General features: G+C 36.7%; 19 protein-coding genes and 1 pseudogene. 13 read left to right on the top strand and 7 right to left on the bottom strand.

Annotated elements, in window-relative coordinates; all coding sequences use genetic code 11:
- Positions 1–230 (top strand): annotated as a pseudogene (locus LD272_RS14190) (hypothetical protein); the annotation flags it as partial.
- A 329-nt stretch (positions 231–559) separates the two neighbouring features.
- Here LD272_RS14190 and LD272_RS14195 read toward each other — a convergent pair.
- The 7 genes from LD272_RS14195 to LD272_RS14225 all read right to left on the bottom strand — a co-directional run bounded on the left by LD272_RS14195 (position 560) and on the right by LD272_RS14225 (position 8,963).
- On the bottom strand, positions 560–1,540 hold the full coding sequence (locus LD272_RS14195) for a glycoside hydrolase family 43 protein (RefSeq protein ID WP_226037277.1): 981 nt from the start codon (positions 1,538–1,540) through the stop codon (positions 560–562).
- A gap of 121 nt (positions 1,541–1,661) precedes the next feature.
- Positions 1,662–2,930 (bottom strand): MFS transporter, encoded by a 1,269-nt coding sequence (locus LD272_RS14200; protein WP_226037278.1) that lies wholly within the window; start codon positions 2,928–2,930, stop codon positions 1,662–1,664.
- A gap of 473 nt (positions 2,931–3,403) precedes the next feature.
- Positions 3,404–3,559 (bottom strand): hypothetical protein, encoded by a 156-nt coding sequence (locus LD272_RS14205; protein WP_226037279.1) that lies wholly within the window; start codon positions 3,557–3,559, stop codon positions 3,404–3,406.
- Positions 3,560–4,399: 840 nt separating this feature from the next.
- Positions 4,400–5,662, bottom strand: coding sequence for a glutamate-5-semialdehyde dehydrogenase (locus LD272_RS14210; RefSeq protein WP_226037280.1), 1,263 nt, complete (start codon positions 5,660–5,662; stop codon positions 4,400–4,402).
- A 21-nt stretch (positions 5,663–5,683) separates the two neighbouring features.
- On the bottom strand, positions 5,684–6,811 hold the full coding sequence (gene proB, locus LD272_RS14215) for a glutamate 5-kinase (protein WP_226037281.1): 1,128 nt from the start codon (positions 6,809–6,811) through the stop codon (positions 5,684–5,686).
- A 252-nt stretch (positions 6,812–7,063) separates the two neighbouring features.
- Complete coding sequence (proC, locus tag LD272_RS14220; RefSeq protein ID WP_226037282.1) at positions 7,064–7,906, bottom strand: pyrroline-5-carboxylate reductase; 843 nt, start codon at positions 7,904–7,906, stop codon at positions 7,064–7,066.
- A gap of 391 nt (positions 7,907–8,297) precedes the next feature.
- On the bottom strand, positions 8,298–8,963 hold the full coding sequence (locus tag LD272_RS14225; RefSeq protein WP_226037283.1) for an SIMPL domain-containing protein: 666 nt from the start codon (positions 8,961–8,963) through the stop codon (positions 8,298–8,300).
- 358 nt (positions 8,964–9,321) lie between these two features.
- On the opposite strand from LD272_RS14225, the gene LD272_RS14230 reads away from it, so the two are divergent.
- The 12 genes from LD272_RS14230 (at position 9,322) to LD272_RS14285 (ending at position 24,055) form a co-directional block, all read left to right on the top strand.
- Positions 9,322–10,266 carry a TRM11 family SAM-dependent methyltransferase gene (locus tag LD272_RS14230; RefSeq protein ID WP_226037284.1) on the top strand — a complete coding sequence of 315 codons (945 nt, stop codon included), beginning with the start codon at positions 9,322–9,324 and terminating at the stop codon, positions 10,264–10,266.
- Between the two features lie 25 nt (positions 10,267–10,291).
- Complete coding sequence (locus LD272_RS14235) at positions 10,292–11,734, top strand: DEAD/DEAH box helicase (protein WP_226037285.1); 1,443 nt, start codon at positions 10,292–10,294, stop codon at positions 11,732–11,734.
- 224 nt (positions 11,735–11,958) lie between these two features.
- Positions 11,959–12,315, top strand: a complete 357-nt coding sequence (locus LD272_RS14240; protein ID WP_226037286.1) for a nucleotide excision repair endonuclease — start codon at positions 11,959–11,961, stop codon at positions 12,313–12,315.
- A gap of 184 nt (positions 12,316–12,499) precedes the next feature.
- A complete protein-coding gene (locus LD272_RS14245) occupies positions 12,500–12,694 on the top strand; it encodes a hypothetical protein (protein WP_226037287.1) in 195 nt (64 codons plus the stop codon).
- A gap of 870 nt (positions 12,695–13,564) precedes the next feature.
- Complete coding sequence (locus tag LD272_RS14250) at positions 13,565–13,825, top strand: hypothetical protein (protein WP_226037288.1); 261 nt, start codon at positions 13,565–13,567, stop codon at positions 13,823–13,825.
- Positions 13,826–13,827: 2 nt separating this feature from the next.
- Complete coding sequence (locus LD272_RS14255; protein ID WP_226037289.1) at positions 13,828–15,183, top strand: tripartite tricarboxylate transporter permease; 1,356 nt, start codon at positions 13,828–13,830, stop codon at positions 15,181–15,183.
- A gap of 52 nt (positions 15,184–15,235) precedes the next feature.
- A complete protein-coding gene (gene mvk, locus LD272_RS14260; protein WP_226037290.1) occupies positions 15,236–16,177 on the top strand; it encodes a mevalonate kinase in 942 nt (313 codons plus the stop codon).
- Positions 16,178–16,203: 26 nt separating this feature from the next.
- Positions 16,204–17,265, top strand: coding sequence for a diphosphomevalonate decarboxylase (gene mvaD, locus LD272_RS14265; RefSeq protein WP_226037291.1), 1,062 nt, complete (start codon positions 16,204–16,206; stop codon positions 17,263–17,265).
- Positions 17,266–17,308: 43 nt separating this feature from the next.
- On the top strand, positions 17,309–18,430 hold the full coding sequence (locus tag LD272_RS14270; RefSeq protein ID WP_226037292.1) for a phosphomevalonate kinase: 1,122 nt from the start codon (positions 17,309–17,311) through the stop codon (positions 18,428–18,430).
- A 107-nt stretch (positions 18,431–18,537) separates the two neighbouring features.
- On the top strand, positions 18,538–19,569 hold the full coding sequence (gene fni / locus LD272_RS14275) for a type 2 isopentenyl-diphosphate Delta-isomerase (protein WP_226037293.1): 1,032 nt from the start codon (positions 18,538–18,540) through the stop codon (positions 19,567–19,569).
- A gap of 31 nt (positions 19,570–19,600) precedes the next feature.
- On the top strand, positions 19,601–20,503 hold the full coding sequence (locus LD272_RS14280; protein ID WP_226037294.1) for a Gfo/Idh/MocA family protein: 903 nt from the start codon (positions 19,601–19,603) through the stop codon (positions 20,501–20,503).
- Positions 20,504–20,821: 318 nt separating this feature from the next.
- Positions 20,822–24,055 carry a DEAD/DEAH box helicase gene (locus tag LD272_RS14285; protein WP_226037295.1) on the top strand — a complete coding sequence of 1,078 codons (3,234 nt, stop codon included), beginning with the start codon at positions 20,822–20,824 and terminating at the stop codon, positions 24,053–24,055.
- Positions 24,056–24,231: the final 176 nt, after the last annotated feature.

Consider the following 24,231-nt stretch of genomic DNA (forward strand, 5'->3'; position numbering starts at 1 on the left):
TACAAAATAAAATCGATAGTAACCGATCATTACTAGACATACAAAAGTTTGTAAGGGCCTACTGGTCAAAGTGCTATTCCTTATTTATAAAGGAAATTTTTAAGTTACCAGATCGTTCGTCACCAGGAAGAAAAAAACAGAAAAACGAACAGGTTTTCTTAGAAACATTAAGGCAATATGAAGAAGGTGAAACACAACATTTAAATGACCTAACAAACGACTCGGTATAAATGTAAAAAAATGGATAATGGACTACCTTCTTAGACCCCATTGTTCTTTTTTCTATTTTTCTCTCAAAAGATAAAAACTGAATATTGAAATAATATTTAAATTGAATATAATAAACTCTTGACTTTAATAAATATTTTTAATGCAACACTAGTGGGAAATTATAAAATGGATTGCTCTGTGGATAATTGATTACTAAGTTAGCTACGTCCAGCTCCAGCGCCTACCTCCTTGAGGTCTTAAGCCAATCCTCTCTACCTGCAAAGAACTCAGGCGCCGAGGCTTGTCTTAAGCTTGTCGGAGGTGAGCAAGGCGCCCTGCGCTTTTGTTCTTATTTATATGGGTCGATTGTTTGAATCGTTCCGTCATCATTATATTTTAGTTCAGTGTATTTCACTGAGCGCTTGTGGTTAAGTCCGCCGGATAATGAGCTGTCATGATAAAATAAATACCATTTATTTTCAAATTGAACAATTGAGTGATGGGTAGTCCAACCTTCTACAGGGTTAAGTATTCTCCCTTTGTAAGTAAAAGGACCTTTTGGATTTTTGCTAGTAGCATATACAATATAATGGGTACTACCAGTCGAATAGGAAAGATAGTAATAGTCATTATATTTATGAACCCATGCACCTTCAAAAAAGCGTCTGTCCTCATCACCAGCAAGAATTGGATTGCCATCTTCATCAATAATTGATATTTCTTTAGGATCTTCTTTAAAAGTAAGCATGTCTTCACTTAATTCAGCTACAATTGGTCCAAGAGCAGGTTCTGTTGCAGCAGGACCTTCTGCATCTGGATTAAATTTCCCAGTCTGCCACTTTTCTAGTTGTCCGCCCCATAGTCCGCCTACATACATATATGACTTATTGTCATCGTCAACTAAAACAGCTGGATCAATACTAAAGCTACCTGGTATATAACTTTCTTGTGGTGTAAATGGACCAGCGGGGTTTGAGCTTGTAGCTACACCAATTCTAAAGATTTCATCTTTATCCTTTGCTGGAAAATACAAATAATATGTATTGTTTTTATAAGCAGCATCAGGTGCCCACATTTGCTGCTTCACCCATGGAACATCCTTCATGTGGAGCGCTTCACCGTGGTCTACACATGGAGAATTAAAATCATCCATTGATAGTACATGGTAGTCCTCCATTGCATATTGGTCACCATTATCATTTGAAATTTTTTCTAAATCAAGATCATGAGAAGGATAGATATAAATTTTGCCTTCAAATACATGGGCAGAGGGATCTGCCGTATAAATATGATCTACTATAGGTTTATTTGGCTTTGTGTTTTTTTTCATTCAGCTTGTCTCCTTATAATCTAAGATTGTTGTGATGAAAGCGTTGCAATTTTATTATATCAATATCGAGATAGTAATCAAAGGATAATATGTGAACATTGATTGAATTGGGGTTTGAATTTCATTCAACAGGTTCCACTGCAACCTCTTTTGGATTGGGTACAAAATATAGCACAATGATTCCAATAATGAATAATATAATCAAGCTAAATACACCCATACTAGACTTTCCGGTAGCCTGCGCTGTAATTCCAACTAATAAAGGTCCCATGATTGAAGCGAATTTCCCGAAAATGTTATAAAAGCCGAAGAACTCGTTGGCATTCTTTTTGGGTACTAGTTTTGCAAAATAAGAGCGGCTAAGTGCCTGAATCCCGCCTTGTGATGTAGCAACAAGCATTGCTAGAATCCAGAAATCAATCGTGGTTTCTAAGAAGTAAGCATAAATACAGACAATGATATAGACGGTAATTCCAACATATAACATTTTCTTTCCTGTAAACTTATCTGCTAATCTTCCGTAAAGGATAGCGAAGGGACCTGCAACTACTTGTGTTACAAACAAAATAATAAGCAAATCTGTTGCTCCAATTCCAAGGTCTCTACCATATGCGGTAGACATCGAAATAATTGTACCTACACCATCAATATAAAAGAAATATGCTAACAAGAATAAAAAAACGGCTCGGTATTTTTTAATTTCTTTTAATGTTTTACCAAGACGCTTAAAGCTATTAATGATCGGCTTCGGCTCACGTTCAATAGAGTGAATTTGATGAACGTGTTTGAACATTGGAATGGCAAATAGTCCCCACCATAAAGCAGTAATCAAAAAGGCAAGCTTGCTTGCGGTTATACTAGAAATTGGTATTATTCCATTTTGGGATAAGAGGATAATTGCGATACTAATTATAAATGGAATGGTGCTACCAATATATCCAAGTCCATACCCGCGAGAAGAGACCCGGTTCATGCGATCTTCTGTAGTTGCATCCACTAAAAAGGCATCATAAAATACATTGGCACCGGTTGATCCAAGAGCGGCAAACGTATAACAGATTAGCAAAAGTAGCCAGTTGTCACTTGGAACAAAAGCAAGTAATGCTGTTGCGGTTACTCCTAGAAAAAAGAAGAAGGAGAAGAATTTTTTCTTTAAACCTTGGTAGTCGGCTATTGTTCCTAAGATAGGTCCAATCATCGCCAATATAAACGTAAAGATGGCAATCGTGTAGCCTAAGTAAGCAGTAGAGTCTGAAGCACTAATTCCAGCTTCTGTAGCGGCTGCCTTATAGAAAATCGGAAAAACAGCTGTTGTTATAATTATTGAGTAGGCAGAGTTGGCCCAATCATAAAGCATCCAGCTATTTTCTGTTTTTGTAAAACGTTTCATCGAATCATTCCTCTCCTAATGAACTATAGTTTCATTTTACTAGAAAAGAAGATAAAAAGCTGACTATTTTAAATATTGACACTTTGTTAACGATTTTATTTCTCTGCCACTTAGTGGTCAATAATGTTGCTAGATAATATTAGGGGATGGAACACGGTAAATTCTCAGATGATCGTTTTGTGAGCAGCTATTTTTAGTAGTCGAATTCAACAAACCAATCGGAGCGACATGAGTATTTTAATGACAATATGTTGGACGAGGTTGGAAGACAAGAAAAAAAGGAATAGTTACATTGATTATTGCAGGTGGAATGGGGATAGCGCCCATGATCGGCTTGCTAAGTTAAATAGATGACTAGATAGAAAAAGACCTCTCTAAACAGTCATATAGCTGATTAGAGAGGTCTTTTCATGAGTTAACAAATTGATTTGCAATAGTAGTTAGTTAATTCTTAGTTAGCTTACGACGGTTCTTTAAAACATCGGTAAAATATAATTCACTATAAACCATAAAATGATAACTAGGATAATCACATAGGCAGCATACTTAATGAATGTTGATGCTACTTTACTAGAATCTGACTTTTTTTCTCTTTTTTCTATTTCAATATCTTCATTTCTCTCAGGCATAATAAGACCTCCAAATTATTTTTAAGTCTATAAAACTCGGCTTGTGAAGAACATTTCCCTGCTGCTTGGGCTATTAAACATTAATGATGGATTTGTTGAATCATTGCTGGGAATAGCGTGAGGGTATGGTTTTTAATCATTTCGATTTATCAATATGTTTAACAAGATGAAATATTTGGGTAAGGTAGTAAAGAGAACGGCCAAGTTGGAAGGAGTGGACTATTAATGATTCGTACAATATTAATGATTATAGGGGCAATTGTTGTTATTAGTTTTATTATGAGCCTCCTTTAGAATTATAATGAAGTGAAATCATCACAGTTGAAAGAAAATGCGACGTAACTTAAATGATGGTGAGTGCATAATTCCTATCTCGAAAATACACTCAAAAAGACCTTCGTAACGCTCATGAAGGTTCTTTTTCATCTCTCTCTATCCAAAAGGACCTTCATACTCTGATAAACAGCTTGCTTATGGATCACTTTGATTCATTATCCAAGCGTATTTCAGCCTCCTTGCAAACTACCTATCCGGTACCTGCCACATACTTTCCAGTATGACGAGGTAAGTTACGTTGGAGTCTATAGGTTTCTTGTCAAAAAACAGCCGAATTTATAAAAATAGTAGTGCAGACAATTTGTCTGCACTACTATTTTTTCTTGTTGTCTAGTAAATTATAAAATGGGACTGCTGTGGATAATTAATTTTTGAGTTAGCCACGTCCAGCTCCGGCGCCTACCACCTCGAGGTCTTAAGTCAAGCCTTTCTGTGGCAAAAAGCGCCACGCCGAGGCTTTTCTTAAGCTTGTTGGTGGTGAACAAGGCGCATGCGCTTTTGTTCTTATCTTATTTGGCCATTACCATGCATCATATACTTGATCGTGGTTAGGGCTGGTAATCCCATTGGCCCGCGCGCGTGTAACTTTTGTGTTGAGATTCCAATCTCTGCACCAAATCCTAACGCACTTCCATCGGTAAAACGAGTGGAAGCATTGTGGTATAAGGCAGCAGCATCAACAAGCGTCATAAATTTCTCTGCAGTTTTTATGTTCTCGGTGATGATTGCTTCTGAGTGTTTGGTACCATAGTCTTCGATGTGCTCAATTGCTTCTGTAAGATTATGAACTGTTTTAATGGCAAGATCCATACTCAAGTACTCATTGGCCCAGTCGTCTTCATTTGCAAGGACCGCATCTGGTATAAGTTTCAGTACAGTATCGTCACCATGAACTTTAATGTTATGTTGCTGTAGCGTTTTAATCAGTACATCTTTATTTTTCTCCAGCCAATCTTTGTGGATAATTGCAGTTTCTAAAGCGTTACATACAGCTGGACGATCTGTTTTTGCATTGACGAGAATAGCTAATGCTTTGTTAACATCTGCTTCGGAATCAATATATAGGTGACAATTACCAACACCTGTCTCTAATACTGGAACAGTTGCATTATTTACAACGGCCTTAATTAACGAGCCGCCACCACGTGGAATAAGCACATCAATATGTTGTTTCATCGTAAATAATTGTTGTGTTGCCGCACGATCGGTACTAGCAATAAATTGAACAGCTTCTTTAGGTATCTTCGTTTTTTCTAAACCACGGTGAATAACTTCGACAATTTTTTTGTTAGAAAAAATGGCAGAAGAGCCACCTTTTAGGACAATTGCATTCCCTGATTTAAGTGCAAGACCAGTAGCATCGACTGTTACATTGGGGCGTGCCTCGTAAATCATCCCAATAACACCAAGTGGTACTGTTACCTTTTTAACATTTAGGCCGTTTTCAAGTGTCCAATCAGAATTGGTAATGCCGGTTGGATCGTCTAATTTAGCTACTTCACGTAATCCTTGAGCGAAGTCAGCAACACGTTCTTTCGTAAGTGTTAACCGGTCGATTAAGGCCTCATCAAAGCCCTGTTCACGTCCATTAGTTAGGTCCTTTTGATTTGCTAATAGAATCTCTTCATATCCATTATCTAAACTATCTGCTAAGGTAAGAAGCGCTTGATTCTTTTCTTCAGTTGTTAATAAAGATAATGTTTTAGCAGCCTTTTTGGCAAGCTTTGCTTGTTCTTCGACATTGACATTTTCCGTCGTAACAGTCATCAAATCCCTCCACAATATTTTTTAAACAAGTACTTCAGTATCTAAATGACAAACAAGGTGTTCACTCTTAATTGCAGCTTTTTGATAATTTTTCATTTCTATTTCGGTATGATCAATTAATTGATTCAATGCTTCAGAGGAGTAGTTCATAACACCTACACCAATTGCTTCACCCGTGACATCAAGTATTTTAACAACGGCACCTTTATCAAAGCGTCCGCTAACACTGTGTACGTCTGTTGGTTCTAAATCGGTCCTATTTTCAATGATTGCTTGTTTGGCGATGTCATTTACCATAATTTTTCCTTCTGGACCGGAATTAAAGGCAAGCCATTGTTTCTTTGAATTTAAATTTTGATAGTTATCTTTGGGATCAAAATACGTTCCTTTTGCTTGATGATAGACAGCATCATAGATGATATTTTTGGTTGTTGCTTTTCCTAAAAAGGAAGATATACCAGATGCCATAGCGATCTTTACAGCATCTATTTTTGATTTCATTCCACCAGTCCCATTGGCGCTACCAGGATCCCCGGCTGCGGCTTCAATTGACGGAGTAATTTCATGAACTTCCCTAAGCAATTTAGCATTAAGATCTTTGCGAGGATCCGCATTAAACAAACCGTCAATATCAGAAATAATGATTAGTTGATCTGCATTAACAAGGCCAGCTACTTTAGCTGAAAGAGTATCGTTATCTCCAAATTTTAAAAAGTCCATTGAGATCGTGTCATTTTCGTTAACAATTGGCACAATCCCTCTTTCTAGTAAGATATTAATTGTGTTTCTAGCATTATTATAACGATGTTCATCGGAAAAGTCATTACGGGTAATTAATATTTGTGAAGCCACATAGCCGTGTGACATAAATAGGTCAGAATAGGTTTCAATCAGTAATCCCTGACCGATAGAAGCAGATGCTTGTTTTTCAGGTAGAGATTCTGGACGGGTTAGACAACCGAGTTTACGGTATCCCGCAGCAACTGCTCCAGAAGAAACCAGTAAAACTTCATGGCCATCTTCTTTGATTCGAGCAACTTCTTCTACAATTTTTTCAAGTTTTCTTCGGCTTACTTCTCCATTTATGCTTGTCAGGGAACTACTCCCAATTTTAATAACTATTCGTTTCGTACCAGGCTCAGCTGTCACGTTAACACTCCTTCTAGTTTTACTCGCGTTGTCCTATTTAGATGATTGATAGATGGTTTAATCAATTTCATACTACCTATTTGCCACCAACAATTTGATACAACATACAGTTGTATCAATTGTTGGGATATGGATTGATATTGTAATGATGAAATTGATTCGGTTCTAGTGTAATTTCTGTTACGGGATTAAGGGGAGAGGTAAATATTCCCCTGTAAAACCCGATATGTTAATACTTATCCTTAGTTGACTTTAAATTTGAGTGGCGAGACCATACTCAAGTTCTTTTCGTAATTCTTCGGAACGAGAGGCTGCATGTTTAATAGCTTCAATTATTGCATCTCCGCCGCCATGGTTATTTAGTGCATCAAGTCCAGCAGCGGTTGTCCCATTTGGTGATGTGACATTTTTTCGTAATTCAGTAGGTGTTTTATCTTGGTCAAGCATCATTTTTGCCGCGCCTAGAAGTGTCTGTGCTCCTATTTGTCGGGCTGTTTCTCGGTCAAGGCCTTCATTATGGCCGATTTCTTCAATATGTTCCATTAAATTATAGAAGTAAGCAGGACCACTACCAGCAATTCCTGTATAGATATCCATTTTATCTTCTTTGATGATATATGCTTGGCCAATACACTCCATCAGTTCTTTTGTCATTTGCACCTGGTCAAATGTTGGGTATATACCAGGGGAGACAGCTGTAGCCGATTCTCTGATCATGCTTGATGTATTTGGCATGACTCGAATTACTTGTTGGCCATTAGTTAGCTTTTCTTCCATATAAGGTGTAGATATGCCTGCCAAAATTGAGATAAGTAATTGATTAGTAGAAATCTTATTACTTAAATCATGTAATACACCATCAATATCTTTAGGTTTCATTGCTAATATAAATACATCTATTTTTTTATAATCAAGTTGATCCTTTGGTGTAACTTTGACACCATATTTGTCGTTTAATTCTAGTAATCTCTTTTCATTGTTGAGATTTGTCACCGTAATTTGATCAGCGGTTATATTTCCGGATTGTACAAAGCCCGAAATCATCGCTTCTGCCATATTTCCTGCTCCTAAAAAAGCAATACGTTGTTTTTTCAAGTTAGAAACTCTCCTTCAGTTTTGTTTTCCGTTATTTAGAATAACACGTCACGTTTTTACTTCAAGGGTTATGACGTAAGTCGGGTGGATATAAGCGATATAGTGATGGTAAGCGATGTCATTCGGAGATATATTCTTAATATCAGCCCACAAATGCTCTAATGGACTGTAATCAGACTAGATGGAACTTACAAAACCTGAAATATTGCGAATATAGAATAGATTCTGATTTCGGAGTTATCTCAAATGTTATTTATTTTATGGGATATCAAAAATCTGAGGAATCGGGAAATATTATACGAGGAAAGATGACTCCTAGTAACACAAGAAGAGCATGCGGAAATTGGTACCGCTTGCTCTTCTTGTTTCTTTTAATTTTAATGGAGTACCTTCATGAATAGTAATAAAACATTACTTTCACATTAGCTACCGTTTTTAATTTTCCAGGTTCAATAGGGGTAGAAAGGTTGCCAACCATTTCTGAACTGGATAGTGTTTGAATTGGAATAGGAGGCTGTTGTACTTGTTGTTCTAAAATTTTAACAGGAGCAGGATCAAGAGTAAGTCTCATTGCATTAGCGATTGTTTCTGCTTTAGTAAAAGCATCTTCTAAAGCCTTTGTTAATGCTTGCTGATAATAGCTACCTTTGTTTTTAACGGAGAAATTTATCGCTGAAATTCTGTTTGCTCCATTTGCTACAGCAGTATCAATGATCGTACCTGTTTGATCAAGGTTTTCGATTGTTACAGTAAGCATGTGTGTAACCTGATAACCTTGAAATTGCTGCACTCCTTCTAGATAATCGTACCGTGGGTGAATAGTATAATCATATGTTTGAATATTTTCTTTTGAGACCCCTAGGTTTATTAAGGATTGAATTACTTGCTGAATCAGTCGGGTATTTTTCTGTTGAGCAGTTTTAAGGTTTAGTTCTTCTGTAACAACACCCAACTCAACCTCTGATACATTTGGTTCAACAGAAAGCACGCCATTTCCATAGACAGTTACTATTCGATTGTTAACCAAATTTGTTTGGTTAACATGAGGATAGTACATATTTCATCCCCCTTTTTAAGATTAGATTCACTACTATTAAATTCATGCTTCCCTCAAGTGATTTATGTTTAATCTTCTAAAATTGGGTTATTTTAGAACTGAAATAATTATCTGAATATAGTGGAAGAGACTTTTAAAATCGTTAAACTGGGGTTTTTATCTAATATGATTGTTCATCAATGATTTTGGGTATTTTAAAAATAATACTAACTATCTAAAGATTTTATTTAATGAATGGAAAAAAGAGGGATTTTTTTAACATTCAACACTTATTCGCGTTATTTTGACTTTATAGTATAATGAGGTGTTAAACTTTATAAGTTAAAAGATCGTTGTTAGTGGAAGGAATTGATTTTTAGTGGATGAAAGGGTTGAACCAATTACCTATATTTATAATTACGCATGGACAGAAGACGAAAAATCCTTGCTAAATCTTGAAATGCGCTCTTTTTTTGGAGTGGATTCGAACACAAGTATTATCGAAAGTCCGGTTAGAATTGATCCAAGCAGAAGCCCGTTTATGAAGGAAAGAATAGATGTTATTTTTGAGGGGAAAAAGCTAGAAGATGTGATTCAACAAGTGGGAAATCTGCAATTAAATTCTAGTTTCAGGGTTGTTTTTGTTCAGAACCTTGACCATCAAAAAGTTGGATTTAACGAGCGACGCAAGATTGAACGGGATGTTGGTTTAGCTATGCCTGGTGAAGCAGATTTAGATAAACCAGTACTACTTTTTGGTGTCATGAATGTGAATGGACGATGGGTATTCGGTAACTATTACAAACATGAACCGGTTTGGTTACACCATCAAAAGAAACCACATAGTTACTCGATATCGCTTAGCACACGTGTAGCGAGGACAGTTGCAAATATTGCTGTTCCAAATCCGTCAGGCATTAAAGCGATTGATCCTTGTTGTGGAATTGGGACCGTACTCGTCGAAGCATTATCGATGGGGATTGATATTGTTGGAAGTGACATCAATCCTATAATCATTGACGCAATCAAAGAAAATATCGCACATTTTGGACTAGTAGGAGACGTGTCCTTGAAGGACATTAAAAGTATTAATGAAAACTATGATGTAGCAATTATTGATTTGCCGTATAATCTATATTCAGCAATTACCCCCGAACAGCAATTAGAGATTCTTCAAAGTGCGCGTAAATTTTCAAAGAGGGCAGTAATCGTAACAATTGAACCAATTGATTCGATTATCGAAAAAGCTGGATTTGAGATAGTGGACCGTGGCAGCGTGAAAAAAGGTTTGTCACTTGTCAGGCAGGTAATTGTTTGTCATTAAATAATTCTAAAAAAGAGGTTAGTAAATGAGTACAAGCTTTAAAGACTTTAAGTTAAGTGAAGAAATCATCCGGGCACTTGCTAGTTTGAACTACGAGAACCCGACAGAAGTTCAACGTCAAGTGATCCCACTTGCACTTGAGAACAAGGACCTAGTTGTAAAATCACAAACCGGGAGTGGAAAAACTGCCTCATTTGGTATTCCGCTTTGTGAAATGGTCGAGTGGGAAGAAAATAAGCCTCAAGCATTAATTCTTACACCAACTCGGGAGCTTGCTGCACAAGTGAAAGAGGATATCACCAATATAGGAAGATTTAAACGAATTAAGGCGGCTGCGGTATTCGGTAAGCAACCGTTTGTAAAGCAAAAAGTAGAATTGAAGCAAAAAACACATGTTGTTGTAGGTACTCCGGGCCGAGTGTTGGATCACATTGAAAAAGGGACACTTGCTCTAGAGAAGCTTAAGTACCTGATAATTGATGAAGCAGATGAGATGCTTAATATGGGATTTATCGAACAAGTAGAAGCGATTATCAAGGAGCTTCCAACTGACCGAGTTACATGTGTTTTCTCAGCTACATTACCAGAAGATATCGAGAATCTATGTCATAAATACATGAAAAAGCCATCTCAAATTGAGATAAAAGCTACTGGTATCACGACAGACAAAATTGACCATAACCTTGTGGAAGTGAGAGAACAAGATAAGTTTTCTCTTTTGAAAGACATAACCACGATAGAAAATCCAGATAGTTGTATAATATTTTGCCGAACACAAGAACATGTGGAACTCGTACATAATAAGTTGGATGATTCGAACTATCCATGCGATAAAATCCATGGTGGCTTGTACCAGGATGATAGGTTCGCAGTTATGAATGACTTTAAAAAAGGCGTATTCAGATATTTAGTTGCGACTGATGTTGCAGCAAGAGGAATTGACATTGAAAATGTCTCACTAGTAATTAATTATGACATTCCCTTAGAAAAAGAAAGCTATGTACATCGAACCGGAAGAACAGGCCGTGCTGGTAAATCTGGCAAGGCAATTACATTGATCACGCCACGTGAAGAAAGATTTCTAACTGAGATTGAGGAATATATCGGTTTTGAAATAAGAAAAATTGACGCTCCTTTAAAAGAAGCTGTTGAAACAGCGAAACCAGCTTTTCAAGAAAAAATAAATGCTGATCCGGTTATAAAAGAAGATAAGAATCTCGAGTTAAATAAAGGTATAATGAAGCTTTACTTTAATGGTGGGAAGAAAAAGAAGATAAGAGCAGTAGACTTTGTTGGTACCATCGCAAAAATTGAAGGTGTATCAGCAGACGATATCGGAATTATAACAATCCAGGAAAATGTCTCATTTGTTGAAATACTAAATGGCAAAGGACCATTCGTATTAAAAGTAATGAGAAACACAACAGTAAAAGGTAAGTTGCTTAAAGTGCATGAAGCGAATAAATAAGCAGACCTTAATTTTTCAAAAAACTGATTCACGCTGTCAAAGACAGTTTCGTATTTTACTGTTCACAGGAGTATATTTATTTGTTGCAATGGCAGTGGTAATGTCCAACGGTTAAAAGTAATAAGCCATCCGAATTTTGAAGAAATGGATAGAAAGTGAAAATGGAATTAGATGGAGAACTATGTTAGTATTTACACCAATAAAGATAGAGGAAGTGAGCTTAAGTGATAAACATAACCATTCCAACCACAGATATCAGCATTACCAAGCAGGATAATCCAGAACTAAGTAATATTTATGGGTTTACTGATTTACACCTAATTCCTAGAGATAAGGGTGGAATCTTCATGTTTTATAACGACGATCAAGAGCTATTATTCGTTGGTAAAGCAAGAAAGTTAAGACAAAGAGTTAAGAAACATTTTGAAGATAATGTATCTGTAATCAAGAAACATCGAGATGAAGTAACCAAAATTGATGTTTGTCTTATCGAGAGTCCTGTTGATAGAGAAATATATGAAACATATATTATCAATGAGCTAAAAGCGAAATACAATGTAGAAAAAGCGCTGTTTAGGTAAAAAGAAAATTTTAATCTATTAGTTAATGGTCAACAAAAACTAAAAAACAATCAAAAAAAGCAATAAGTGCAATCTTTAGTAACTAGCTTATTGCTTTTTTTTGCATTCGACTAGAGAATGCAGGAAAGTTTATTAACAATGCTATAACTCGGTTATATTATGATAGATAGGAGGCTATTATCTTATGAAATATTTTAGATCACAGATGAAGCAACTAGTTCAAGAAAATGCTGAATTGCAAAAGCGTTTAAAAGAAATTATGAAAGAGCATGAGCTTGAACAGAGCTTTGCGCTTAAGGCATTATACCATTCAGAAGTCGCATCAGGCGGAAAGTATCAGTCAGCATACCAAGCACTTGACTTGCCCGGTAGAGGGTAGGTCAATTTTTTTATTGTCAAGCAAATTATAAAATGGACTGCTGTGGATAATTAATTACTAAGTTAGCCACGTCCGGCTCCGGCGCCTACCCCGCCTGAGGTCTTAAGTCAATCCTCTATGTTGCAAAGAACGCAACGTCGGGGGTGAGCAAGGCGCCTTTGTCCGTTGACGTTTTCTCGATACCATTGTTCCCAATTTGTTCGATAAAGATAAGAGATTGGGTTGCATGATGAATTGAGAAGAAATATGTTTGACTGCTATCTATAGAATCCGTTTACTACCTAAATTTTCAAAATAGTGACAGATGGGTACCTACGGGTGCCCTTTAATTTGGATAAGAATTAATTAATGCTACCTACTGTGTCTATTAATTTAAAAAGCGGATAAGTAAATAATTAGATAGTGGGGGATCTCTCTTTAAAAATCAAATTCAAAATTTGCGGAACAGATTATATAAAGCATATCAGAAAAACTTAGAAGAGTTGTTAAAATAATTGGTTTAACAGACTTACCTTCAATCCGGTATTTCTTGGTGATACTTCATTTTTAAATTACCTAAAAAGGAATTAAATTTACAAATTTTAATCACTAGTTTCCCATTTTTGGTCAACTGTTTTTCGTCCCTTTACTAGTTCTAAGGTCGCGATGACAGTTTTTGGATTGAAGTTGATGGACAACTTAATTACTATTTATGTTAATATTAATTGTTGCAGCAAAAATCTTGCGGGAAGTATAGAAAATAATTAGTGATAATTATCACACGTGAAACAATTGCTATTTTAGAATGGTTATCATTATAATATTGTTTGATACATTTGACAGATTCAACTATCATAAATGAGGCACAACGAGTTAAAGGAGTTGTTTTTAGTGGAAAAATCAAGTAATTCAAAATTAGAAGAGAAAGAGCAGAATAATATCGAGGTATGGGAAGATCTCGTTAGTATAAAGGATTTAGTTTTAGCACTATTTATCTGTAGCTTTACAACTTTAGCTGGATATTTTATTGCGCCAAATGAACCGCCTAAGCCATTGTTTTTTGGACTGATAGGAGCTTTAATTGGCTTTGGAATTTGTAGTTATTTTATTAAACCGAAAAGAACTATTCAACACGATGAGAGAGAGGAATAGAAATGGATGCTGTATTAATTATTCAAATGATCATGGCGGCAGTGCTTGCTGCAGTAATCTATTCAATTATAGGAATTGCTCCAGGTACTGACGAAACGGCTGTATTAGCACCTGTTACCTTAGTACTAGTTTTAACAGGAATGGAACCAGTCGTAATTTTATCGTTCTTTATTTCAGGAATTGTTGCTAAAAAACTAGCTGATTCTGTCCCTGTGGCGGTAGCTGGTATTCCTGGTGGTGTCATGTCGACTCCGATGGTGGAGCATGCTTTAGTTCTTAAAAAGCATGGGTTACCAGATATAAGTATTCAAAAGATGGCATCTGGTTCAGTAATTGGTACACTAATAGCAGTTCCTGTTAGTTTAGTGTTAGCAAATGCGTTAATTCCTTTTTCAGATATGATTAAAGATTACGCTAATCCACTATTTTTCTTTGGTGCAGTTTTCTTAGCGTTGATGACTAAAAATAAAATTCTTGCCCTTGTATCAATTATTCCGTTTGCATTATTAATTCAAGGCTTAAGACATTTATACTGGGGGGTAGGTGTAGTACCTGAGGGGACAAATGTCTTCATTTCTTTTTTTCTTGGAATTACGATAGGACCAGTTATTTTAACTTTATTTGAACTGTTAAACAAAGAAAAAAGGACTGCTTTACAACGATATGGCAAAAAAAATATAACATTCAATAATAAGAAGCGTTTTAAGGGAATACCAAACCCCTTTAAAATCTTAACTAAAAAAGAAATTGGAACAACATCGTTAGCTTCATTAATTGGTTCATTTACTTTTATTATGAGTCCTGTAGGGATTACAATATTCTTAGGTGAATTATTTTCAAGTCGGATAAAAGATCCTGTAAAAAAAGCATCACGTGCTATTTCATCTATGGATGGATTAACAAATGCTGCTTATATATCAGGAACGTTAATTCCTTTAATTGCACTCGGCATTCCGTTATCACCAATGGCTATTGGTCCAGCAAATGCTTTATTTAACGCTCCACCGGTGTTTACTTTGGAACATAATATGCACCATATTCTTTCTAGTGCAGATTTTGTCGTTGCAACACTTATTGGTTCAATTGTTGCATTAGTTATCACTTACTTCATTATAGTTAAGTTTTCCGGACAGATTTGTGCGTTTATATTCACAAAAATTCCACATGAAGCAATGTTAGGTTTGTTCTTTGGTTTGGTTTTATTGCTTGCATTTATGGATGCTGGATGGATTAATATAGGTGGTGTACTTCTGATAGGTCTTGTGGCTGGTGTTTTACACCGCTGGGGAATCAATTATGGTGTTCAGTTTATGGTTCTTTATTCGGCACCTTGGATTATTGCTAAAATAGTAGGCTAACGCAGAGATTCGGTTTAGAACATGCAATATTGGCCAGAAGTGAGGTATCAAAATGATTAAACTTCCTAAAAAAACAGTAGTTAATAGCTCGCATGGTAAGCTAATTTTAGTTGGCGAACATTCTGTTGTTTATGGTAAGCCAGCGATTGCGTTACCTTTTCCATTAGTTAAGGTAAAAGCAAACGTGGAGTTAATCAATGACACAATTATTATTAAGTCTAGGTATTATGTAGGACCACTTAACAAGATACCTGAAAAGATGGAAGGCATTGCCGTTTGTATCAAAGAGACATTGAAACGGCTGGAAAAGCCAGTTACAGGACTATTGATCAACCTAGAGTCTACTATTCCATTAGGTCGAGGACTGGGTTCAAGCGCTGCAGTTGCCATCGCAGTAGTGAGGAGCTTGTTTGCATATTTCGACCGTGAACTGTCAAAAGAGGAATTAATGGAACTTGCCCATCTTGCTGAAACTTATGCACATGGTAACCCAAGTGGCATTGATACTGCTGCCGCATCTAATGATGGACCAATATGGTTTCAAAAAGATAATCAAATAGAATCGCTGCAAATAGGCGCATCATTTAATCTAATCGTAGCGGATACCGGACGAATAGGTAACACGCATGCAGCGGTAGCATCTATAAAAGATAAATTTAAATCAGATTCTAAAGCAACACAACAATTGATTAATCAACTTGGCGAAGTAAGTGAACAAACACGCGAGGCTCTATCTAACGGGTCTGTCAAATCATTAGGTAAGTTGCTAAATTCAGCCCATGATCAACTGACTAAATTAGGCGTTAGTGACGATGGTTTGAATAAGTTAGTGAGAACAGCCAGAAACGCTGGAGCACTTGGAGCAAAATTAACTGGTGGGGGCCGAGGTGGATGTATCATCGCTCTTGTCAGAAATTTGGAAGAAGCTCAATCGGTTGCCGACGCACTAATAAACGACGGTGCTCGTAAAACGTGGTATTTCACACTAGAATAAAGCTAGTTAACCTGGAGGGATTTTAATTGGAGGCAATTGCCAAAGCGCACACGAATATTGCACTTATTAAATATTGGGGCAAGCGAGATGAAGCACTATTTTTACCGATGAATAGTAGTCTATCGATTACTTTAGATAAATTTTATACGACAACAGCTGTTCAGTTTTGTTCGTGTTTAAAAGAAGATGTATTTTTACTTAACGGGCAGCTTGCAAGTGAGGATGAAACGTTAAAGATATCACACTTTCTTGATAAAATAAGAGATATTGCTGGTCAAAAATTATATGCAGTTGTAAACTCGGTAAATAAAGTTCCAACAGCAGCAGGTTTTGCATCGTCCGCTTCAGGTTATGCGGCCTTGGCCGCTGCAGCGACAAAGGCAATCGGGCTCGAAATAGACAACAAAACACTATCACAAATAGCTCGCCAAGGTTCGGGCTCTGCTTGTAGGTCGATTTTTGGTGGTTATGTGGAATGGCAAAAGGGAGAAAAAACGGATGGGACAGATTCCTTCGCCAAGCCGGTAGGTAATGAACAGGAATGGAACCTTAGTATCCTATCTGTTTTAGTCGCCTCCAAACAAAAGAAAGTCCTTAGCAGAGAAGGAATGAAGCGTACCGTCGAAACGTCACCATTCTACGCTGGTTGGCTCGAGACAGTTGAAAAGGACTTGAGTCTTGCAAGGAGCGCAATTAACGAACACGATTTTGAGAAGCTTGGGGATGTTGTTGAAGCAAATGCATTAAAGATGCATGCGACAACGCTTGGAGCTAACCCACCGTTTATGTATTGGCAAAGTGCCACAATTGATGTCATTGAACATGTTCAAGAACTACGGTCAAAAGGAATCAAGGCCTACTTTACGATAGATGCTGGACCAAATGTGAAAGTAATCTGTCAACAAAAAGATGAACAAGTCGTTCGTGATTTGCTCCTTAATGTTGACTCAGTAGAAGACGTCTATCTTTGTCACCCAGGTCCAGGTGTAACTTATCTACCAGCTTCTACTACAGAAAATGGAAGTAAACTTTTATTTAACAGATTTCATCAGGCTAACTGTGCAAGAACGATTAGTCGGAATTTATAAAGGAAAGACTAGATATGAAAAATATAAAAGGGGTGAAAGAGCGATGCCCAATTCCAATTACCAAATCAGCGTACCTGGAAAATTATTTATTGCGGGTGAGTATGCCGTACTTGAGCCGGGTCATCAGGCTGTCGTTATAGCCGTAGATCGGTATATTACTGCTACGATTAAAAATCGTAGTGAAGGGAATAAGCTCTCGCTTCCTCAATTAGGTCTCTTAGATGTTACTTGGAGCGGATATGGGGGTAAAGCTAACTATAGTGTTTCTGATCAACGTTTACGGTTTATTCAAAATACAATTAGCTTAGTTGATCAGTATTTACAGGAAAAATCAGTTGAACTTCGCCCTTTTGAATTGAATGTAACAAGCGAACTGGATGACAAGGATTCTGGCCGTAAGTATGGTTTAGGGTCTAGTGCCGCTGTTGTGGTAGGGGTTGTGACTGCGATGTTACATTATTATAGTGAGAAAAAAAGTCACATCTCAACTGAATTAATCTTTAAATTATCAGCAATTGCCCACTTGAGGACGCAAGGAAGCGGTTCTGGTGCAGATATTGCAGCATCTGTGTTTGGTGGATGGATTAAATATTCTTCCTTTCAACCGGACTGGATATTTAATCAGTTAAAACAAGGAGTTTCAATCGGTGAACTGATTGAGAAACCTTGGCCTAAATTACTGATTGATAAAATAACCCCTCCTAAACAACTGAATCTGTGTGTGGGTTGGACAAGAACTGCAGCGGCCACAGCACCAATGATTAACAAAATCAAAGGGTTGCGTGATCTAAGTCCAACACTATATTCGAAGTTTCTGCAAGAAAGTTCAACAGCAGTAGCTAACCTTGTAAGAGGGTTTGAAGAAGATGATTGCTTGGTTGCAATTGACAGTCTAAAAGAAAATAGAGATGCTCTTATTAAGTTAAGTGACGTTGCCGATGGTACAATTGAAACGCCGATGCTAACTAAACTAGTGTTAGTAGCAGAAAAGTATGGAAGTGGTAAATCTTCTGGTGCTGGTGGTGGTGATTGTGGAGTTGCCTTTGTAAAGGGAAATAGTCAAGTAGAGCAGTTACATAGTGCATGGAAACAAGCAACTATTTTACCACTTGATTTAACGGTTTCTCAATCAGGAGCTTCGGTTGTTGATACGAAAACAGTCTAAAAAAATAATAGTTGTCGTTGTCGATGATGAATAGTGATGAAATAATTTAAAAAAATACTACGGCCTTGTATGGTAAAGGTTGATAGTTCTTATTAAGGAGTTTTCTTATGGTTGATTCTATTGATAAACGCAAATCCCAGCATATTGATATTGTTTTAAACGAAACAGTTACAGGTAAAAACACTTCAACTGGATTTGAATCGTATAAATACATACATAATGCATTACCAGAAATAGATTTTGAAGAAATCGATTTAACGAGTGAATTTTTAGGAAATAGTTATAAAACTCCGTTTCTTGTCAGTTCGATGACAGGTGGCGCTGCCTTAGCTGAAACGATTAATCGAAATATAGCAGAAGCGGCAGAAGAAAAAGGATGGGCAATTGGGTTAGGTTCGACCCGAGCATTAATAGAAAATAAAAGTTATCGGTCGTCGTTTCAGGTCCGAAAGTATGCACCAAACGTGCCAATTATTGCTAATCTAGGTGCTGTCCAGCTTAATTATGGGTTTGGAATTGATAAATGCAAACAAATAATTGAGATTACGGAAGCTGATTCGTTAGTACTACATTTAAATAGTATTCAAGAAGTCATTCAAGAAGGTGGAGATACCAACTTCAAAGACTTATTGATCAAAATAGAAAAGCTTTGTAGTCAACTAGAGGTACCGATTGGAGTCAAAGAAGTTGGTTGGGGAATTGATGGCGCCGTTGCTAAACAGCTATGTGATGCTGGTGTTGCTTTTATTGATGTAGCAGGTGCTGGCGGAACTTCTTGGAGTCAGGTTGAAAAATTCCGTTCCAATGAACCGGTTAAGAAACAAGCTGCAGAAGCATTTAGCGAATGGGGTATTCCAACAGTTGATTGCATCACCTCTGTTCGCAAACAAATTGATAAGCAATCAGTAATTGCAAGTGGCGGAATAAAAACCGGTGTCGATGCAGCGAAAGCCATTACACTTGGTGCTGATATGGTAGGCTTTGGTCGGTCTGTTTTACAAGCTGCAACGGATTCGGTTGATACTATGCTTCAAGTAATGGCAACAAGGGAACTAGAATTGCAAATGGCGATGTTTGCTGTTGGTACAAAGTCATTAAAAGAACTAAGGGAAACAGATCGTTTAGTGAAGACGTTGTAGAAAGTTCAAGTATTTATGAGGAGTGAGCGAGTTGAAAATAGGAATGATAGGCATTGGAGATATTGCAAAAAAAGCATATCTACCAGTATTAACCCAAACGAAGGGTGTTGAGCTTCACGTCTGTTCTAGAAAGGCCGAAACATTGGAAGAAATTTCAGCTACCTATCAGATCAACCACACGTATCAACAAATCGATAAATGGCTAGCGAGTGGAATTACGGCTGCTTTTGTTCACTCCTCAACAGATTCTCATGAGGAGATTATTGACAAATTACTTGATGAAAATATTCATGTCTATGTTGATAAACCAATAACCTATCATGCCGAGTCTTCACGGCGTCTGATTGAAAAAGCTAAAAATAAAAATTTACTACTTATGGTCGGATTTAACCGGCGATATGCACCACCTTATCAAAAGTTAAAAGAACTCGTAGATCCAAACATGGTAGTTATGCAAAAAAATCGAGGTCATCAAGCGGATAATTTACGTACTTTTATTTTTGATGATTTCATTCATGTCATCGATACATTACTTTATTTGTTTCCTTATCCAGTTGAAAACGTTCACGTGCGCGGTAAAAAGCAGGATGGAAAGCTTCATCATGTTATCCTTCAGTTGGAGGCACAACAAGGTTCAGCGATTGGTATTATGAACCGAGAGGCCGGAACAACAGAGGAAAAGGTTGACGTGTTCAATTCAGACGAAACCAGGTCAGTTGTGAATGTGGATGAGGTTCATTCACATAAAGATAAAAATATCTTCACTTATGGTAAGAATGATTGGGAACCGGTGCTTAAAAAACGAGGTTTCCATGGTGTGATTGCAGCATTCCTTACGGCTGTCAGTAATAATAGAGTGCTAGAAAGTAATTATCAGCAAGATTTACAAGCGCATCTATTAGCTGAGAAGGTTATCGATTCATTAATGAACTAAAATTTACACCTGAATCAATTTCATAATTCCCTTATGCAGCATTTGTCATCCCCTGAGGATAACAAGTGCAAAAATCAGTATTATGAAATTGACTAACCTTAGAAAGTATTTTGTGAAAAGAAACTAGGCCACTTGCATCTAATGTGCCGAGTTTCTTTTTTTTGTTATAGAAATTATTTTTTAAGTTTCGAATGGAGTGGAATACTACTCATAGTAGAAATGTGAGAAACGTTTTTGTGTCAGGGTGGTGAAAGATACTACAACCTGTGTATAATAGAGGGATAAGCAAAAATTCCGTGAATAGAAAGTTGATGAAATATGAAAGGGTTACCTGTTTCCAAGGATGAAATAAAAGCATTATTTTCTGAACCATTTTACCGCCGAGGACTAACTTATTTTAATCATGGTCATATTCAGCATCTTTATTATGAAAAAAGTCAAAATAAATGGTATGGCAAAGTTTCAGGAAACGATTTATATGCAGTCATGATTGAAATAAAAAATCATGATATTAATTATGATTGTGAATGTTTAGCATTTTCTCAATATGGTGAATGCAAGCATGTAGTTGCTTGTCTTCTTGAGGTTGAAAGAAGACAGGATAACAGTAGTCCTGTACAAGTCCAAAACTTTAAAAAAGAGAGGCAACAAGAAGCAATTAACCAATTTATTAACGCATTTTCAAATTTTTATCAATCAGAAGGATATAATCAAGAACATATTAGTAAACAGACTCTCCAGACTGAATTTATCGTAAAAACAATGTATCCAGCCTCGAACTTATGGACGATTGAAATTAAAATAGGAATTAATCGAACGTATGTCGTTAAGAACTTGAAGCAGTTTCTGAATTCTGTTGAACAACAAAAGAATCTTTATTTTACCGATAACTATACCTACGATCCAATGGAACAAGTATTTAATCAAGAAGATTTTGAGTTGATTCAATTATTAATAGATGTAAGTAAAAACGAAGAAGCATATTCGAATCCATATTTTTCTTATCGAAAAGACCAGCGTGTTGCAACGATACCACCGATGGTTGTCGATATGCTTTTATCAAAATTACTACACACAAATTATACATTTGAGAGTTCAAATCAAACATATAAGCAACTGGAAATTGTTGAAAAAGAAGTTCCTTTTGGTTTTAAAATTGACAAAGGATTAGATGATGAATTTAATTTAGATATAACCGAATTAACAAATATGGAGTTTTTTGATCTCTATAATTACGTCTTAAAGGACAATACACTGTATAAATTAACTGCCGAACAACAAAGTGTTTTATTAGAGCTTTCTTCTGGTATTCTTACGGCAGGACCGACATTTCTTGATCAACAGTTTATACCAATTGCAGCTGACCAAATGGAATCATTTCTATCTGTTGTTATACCTGAAATGAAAAAGATTGGGGAAATTGAGATCTCAGAACAAGTATCCAATCAAATTAGGCAATATCCTCTACAAACTAAGCTGCTAATTGACAGAGAGGAAGATACGTTACTTGTCGATTTAGAATACCATTATGGCGATATAACGATTAACCCATTTCAAGCTAACTCATCGGATTCTGATGAAACGCGAGGCTTGATGATTCGAGATGCCAGAACAGAGCAGCAAATCATGTCTGTAATTGAAAATGCATCCTTAAAATATAACGGAAAGAATTTATATCTCGAAGGAGAAGAAGAAATATATTACTTCCTCTACCGTACCTTACCCTTTTTAGAGGATAAAGCGGAGATATTTTTAACGAATGAGGTTAAGGATCTTCTTTTGCCAGATAGTCAAGCGCCGGAGACAACATTTGATTTTAACAGTAATGGGAGTTTACTTGAAGTTAGCTTTGACATGAAAGATATTGGTCAGGAGCATATACAGAACATCTTGCAGTCAGTGATTGAAAAGAAAAATTACTACCGCTTACCAAATGGTGTGTTTGTGGCTATTGAAGGTAATCAGCAATTTCAGAATATAAGAAAGCTCTATTCAGATTTAAATGTCAGTAAATCAGAGCTTGAGGATGGTACCCTGCAGCTTCCTGTCTATAGAGCATTGCAGGTCGATGACATTATCAATGAAGGAAACAAGAATAAAGTTCGAATTGGAAAACAGTTCCGTCATTTAATTCAAAATTTAAAGAATCCTGATGAATTGGCATTTGATGTGCCATCGAACCTAGATGCTGATCTCCGAGATTACCAGGAGATTGGTTTTCAGTGGATGAAAACACTCGCACATTATTCACTTGGTGGTATTCTTGCAGATGATATGGGTCTGGGGAAAACGCTGCAGAGCATTGCCTATTTATTATCAGAAAAAAATGAGTCAAAACAAACGAAACCGGCATTAATAGTCGCGCCGGCATCACTTGTTTATAATTGGAAAATTGAATTTGAAAGATTTTCGCCTAGCCTCGAAGTAGAGGTTGTTATCGGAACTCCTAGTGAACGAGAAATGATTTTACAAAGACAGGTGTTACCGGATGTATTTATCACATCATATCCGACATTAAGGCAAGACATTGACTGGTATAAGGAACGCCAATTTAGTTCCTTTATCTTGGATGAGGCACAGGCTATAAAAAATTCAGCAACAAAAACGTCAAAAGCGATCCGTAGTATTAACGCGCATAAACGCTTTGCTCTTAGTGGTACACCGATTGAGAATTCCTTAGATGAACTTTGGGCGATATTCCAAGCAATTCTACCTGGCTTTTTTCCAACACAGTCAATGTTTCGGAAACTTTCCGAAGAAAAAATTTCTAAAATGTCACGTCCATTTATTTTAAGGCGATTGAAAAAAGATGTGTTAACAGAGTTGCCGGACAAAATTGAATCTACGCACGTCTCTGAGCTAACAAGGGAACAAAAAGAGCTGTATCTCGGTTACTTAGAAAGAATTCAAAGAGAAACGAAGGAATCTTTGAGCGGCGAAGGGCTGAATAAGAGTCGAATTAAAATACTGGCTGGATTAACTCGTCTTCGTCAGTTATGTTGTCATCCGTCCTTGTTTATTGAAAACTACGAAGGCACATCTGGAAAATTCGAGCAATTATTAGAGATTGTCAGTAATGCCAGAGAAAATAAAAAACGAATGCTAATTTTTTCGCAATTTACAAGTATGCTCCATATTATCCGTGAAGAACTTACAAGGCAGGGGATAAGCTTCTTTTATATTGATGGTCGAACTCCTTCTAAAGAGCGCGTCGAAATGGTTGAACGATTTAACCAAGGGGAGAATGACATCTTTCTTATTTCCCTTAAAGCAGGGGGAACTGGTCTGAATTTGACTGGAGCAGATACGGTAATACTGTATGACTTATGGTGGAATCCAGCTGTAGAAGACCAAGCTGCGGGAAGGGCTCATCGTATGGGACAAAAAAATGTTGTTCAAGTCATCCGGTTACTGACTAAAGGAACAATTGAGGAGAAAATTGATAAGCTCCAGCAACGTAAGAAAGAATTGATTGAAAAAGTAATTCAGCCTGGTGAAGCGATGTTGTCTAGTATCACAGAGGATGAAATTAGAGAATTATTGAGTATATAAAAGATTATTCGAAAATGGATTATAGTAACTGACTGTTGTCCTTTAGTCATGTTCGGTTCCTAATAATTCTAAATCTGTATAATTAGTTAGAATAGACCTCACCTAATCAGTTACTGATAGGTGAGGTCTATCGTAGCACGGTAGTAATTCCCTTAGAGAAATTACTATCCGATGAC

Origin of the sequence: Aquibacillus saliphilus, from assembly GCF_020404745.1 — a bacterium.
GTDB lineage: Bacteria > Bacillota > Bacilli > Bacillales > Amphibacillaceae > Aquibacillus > Aquibacillus saliphilus.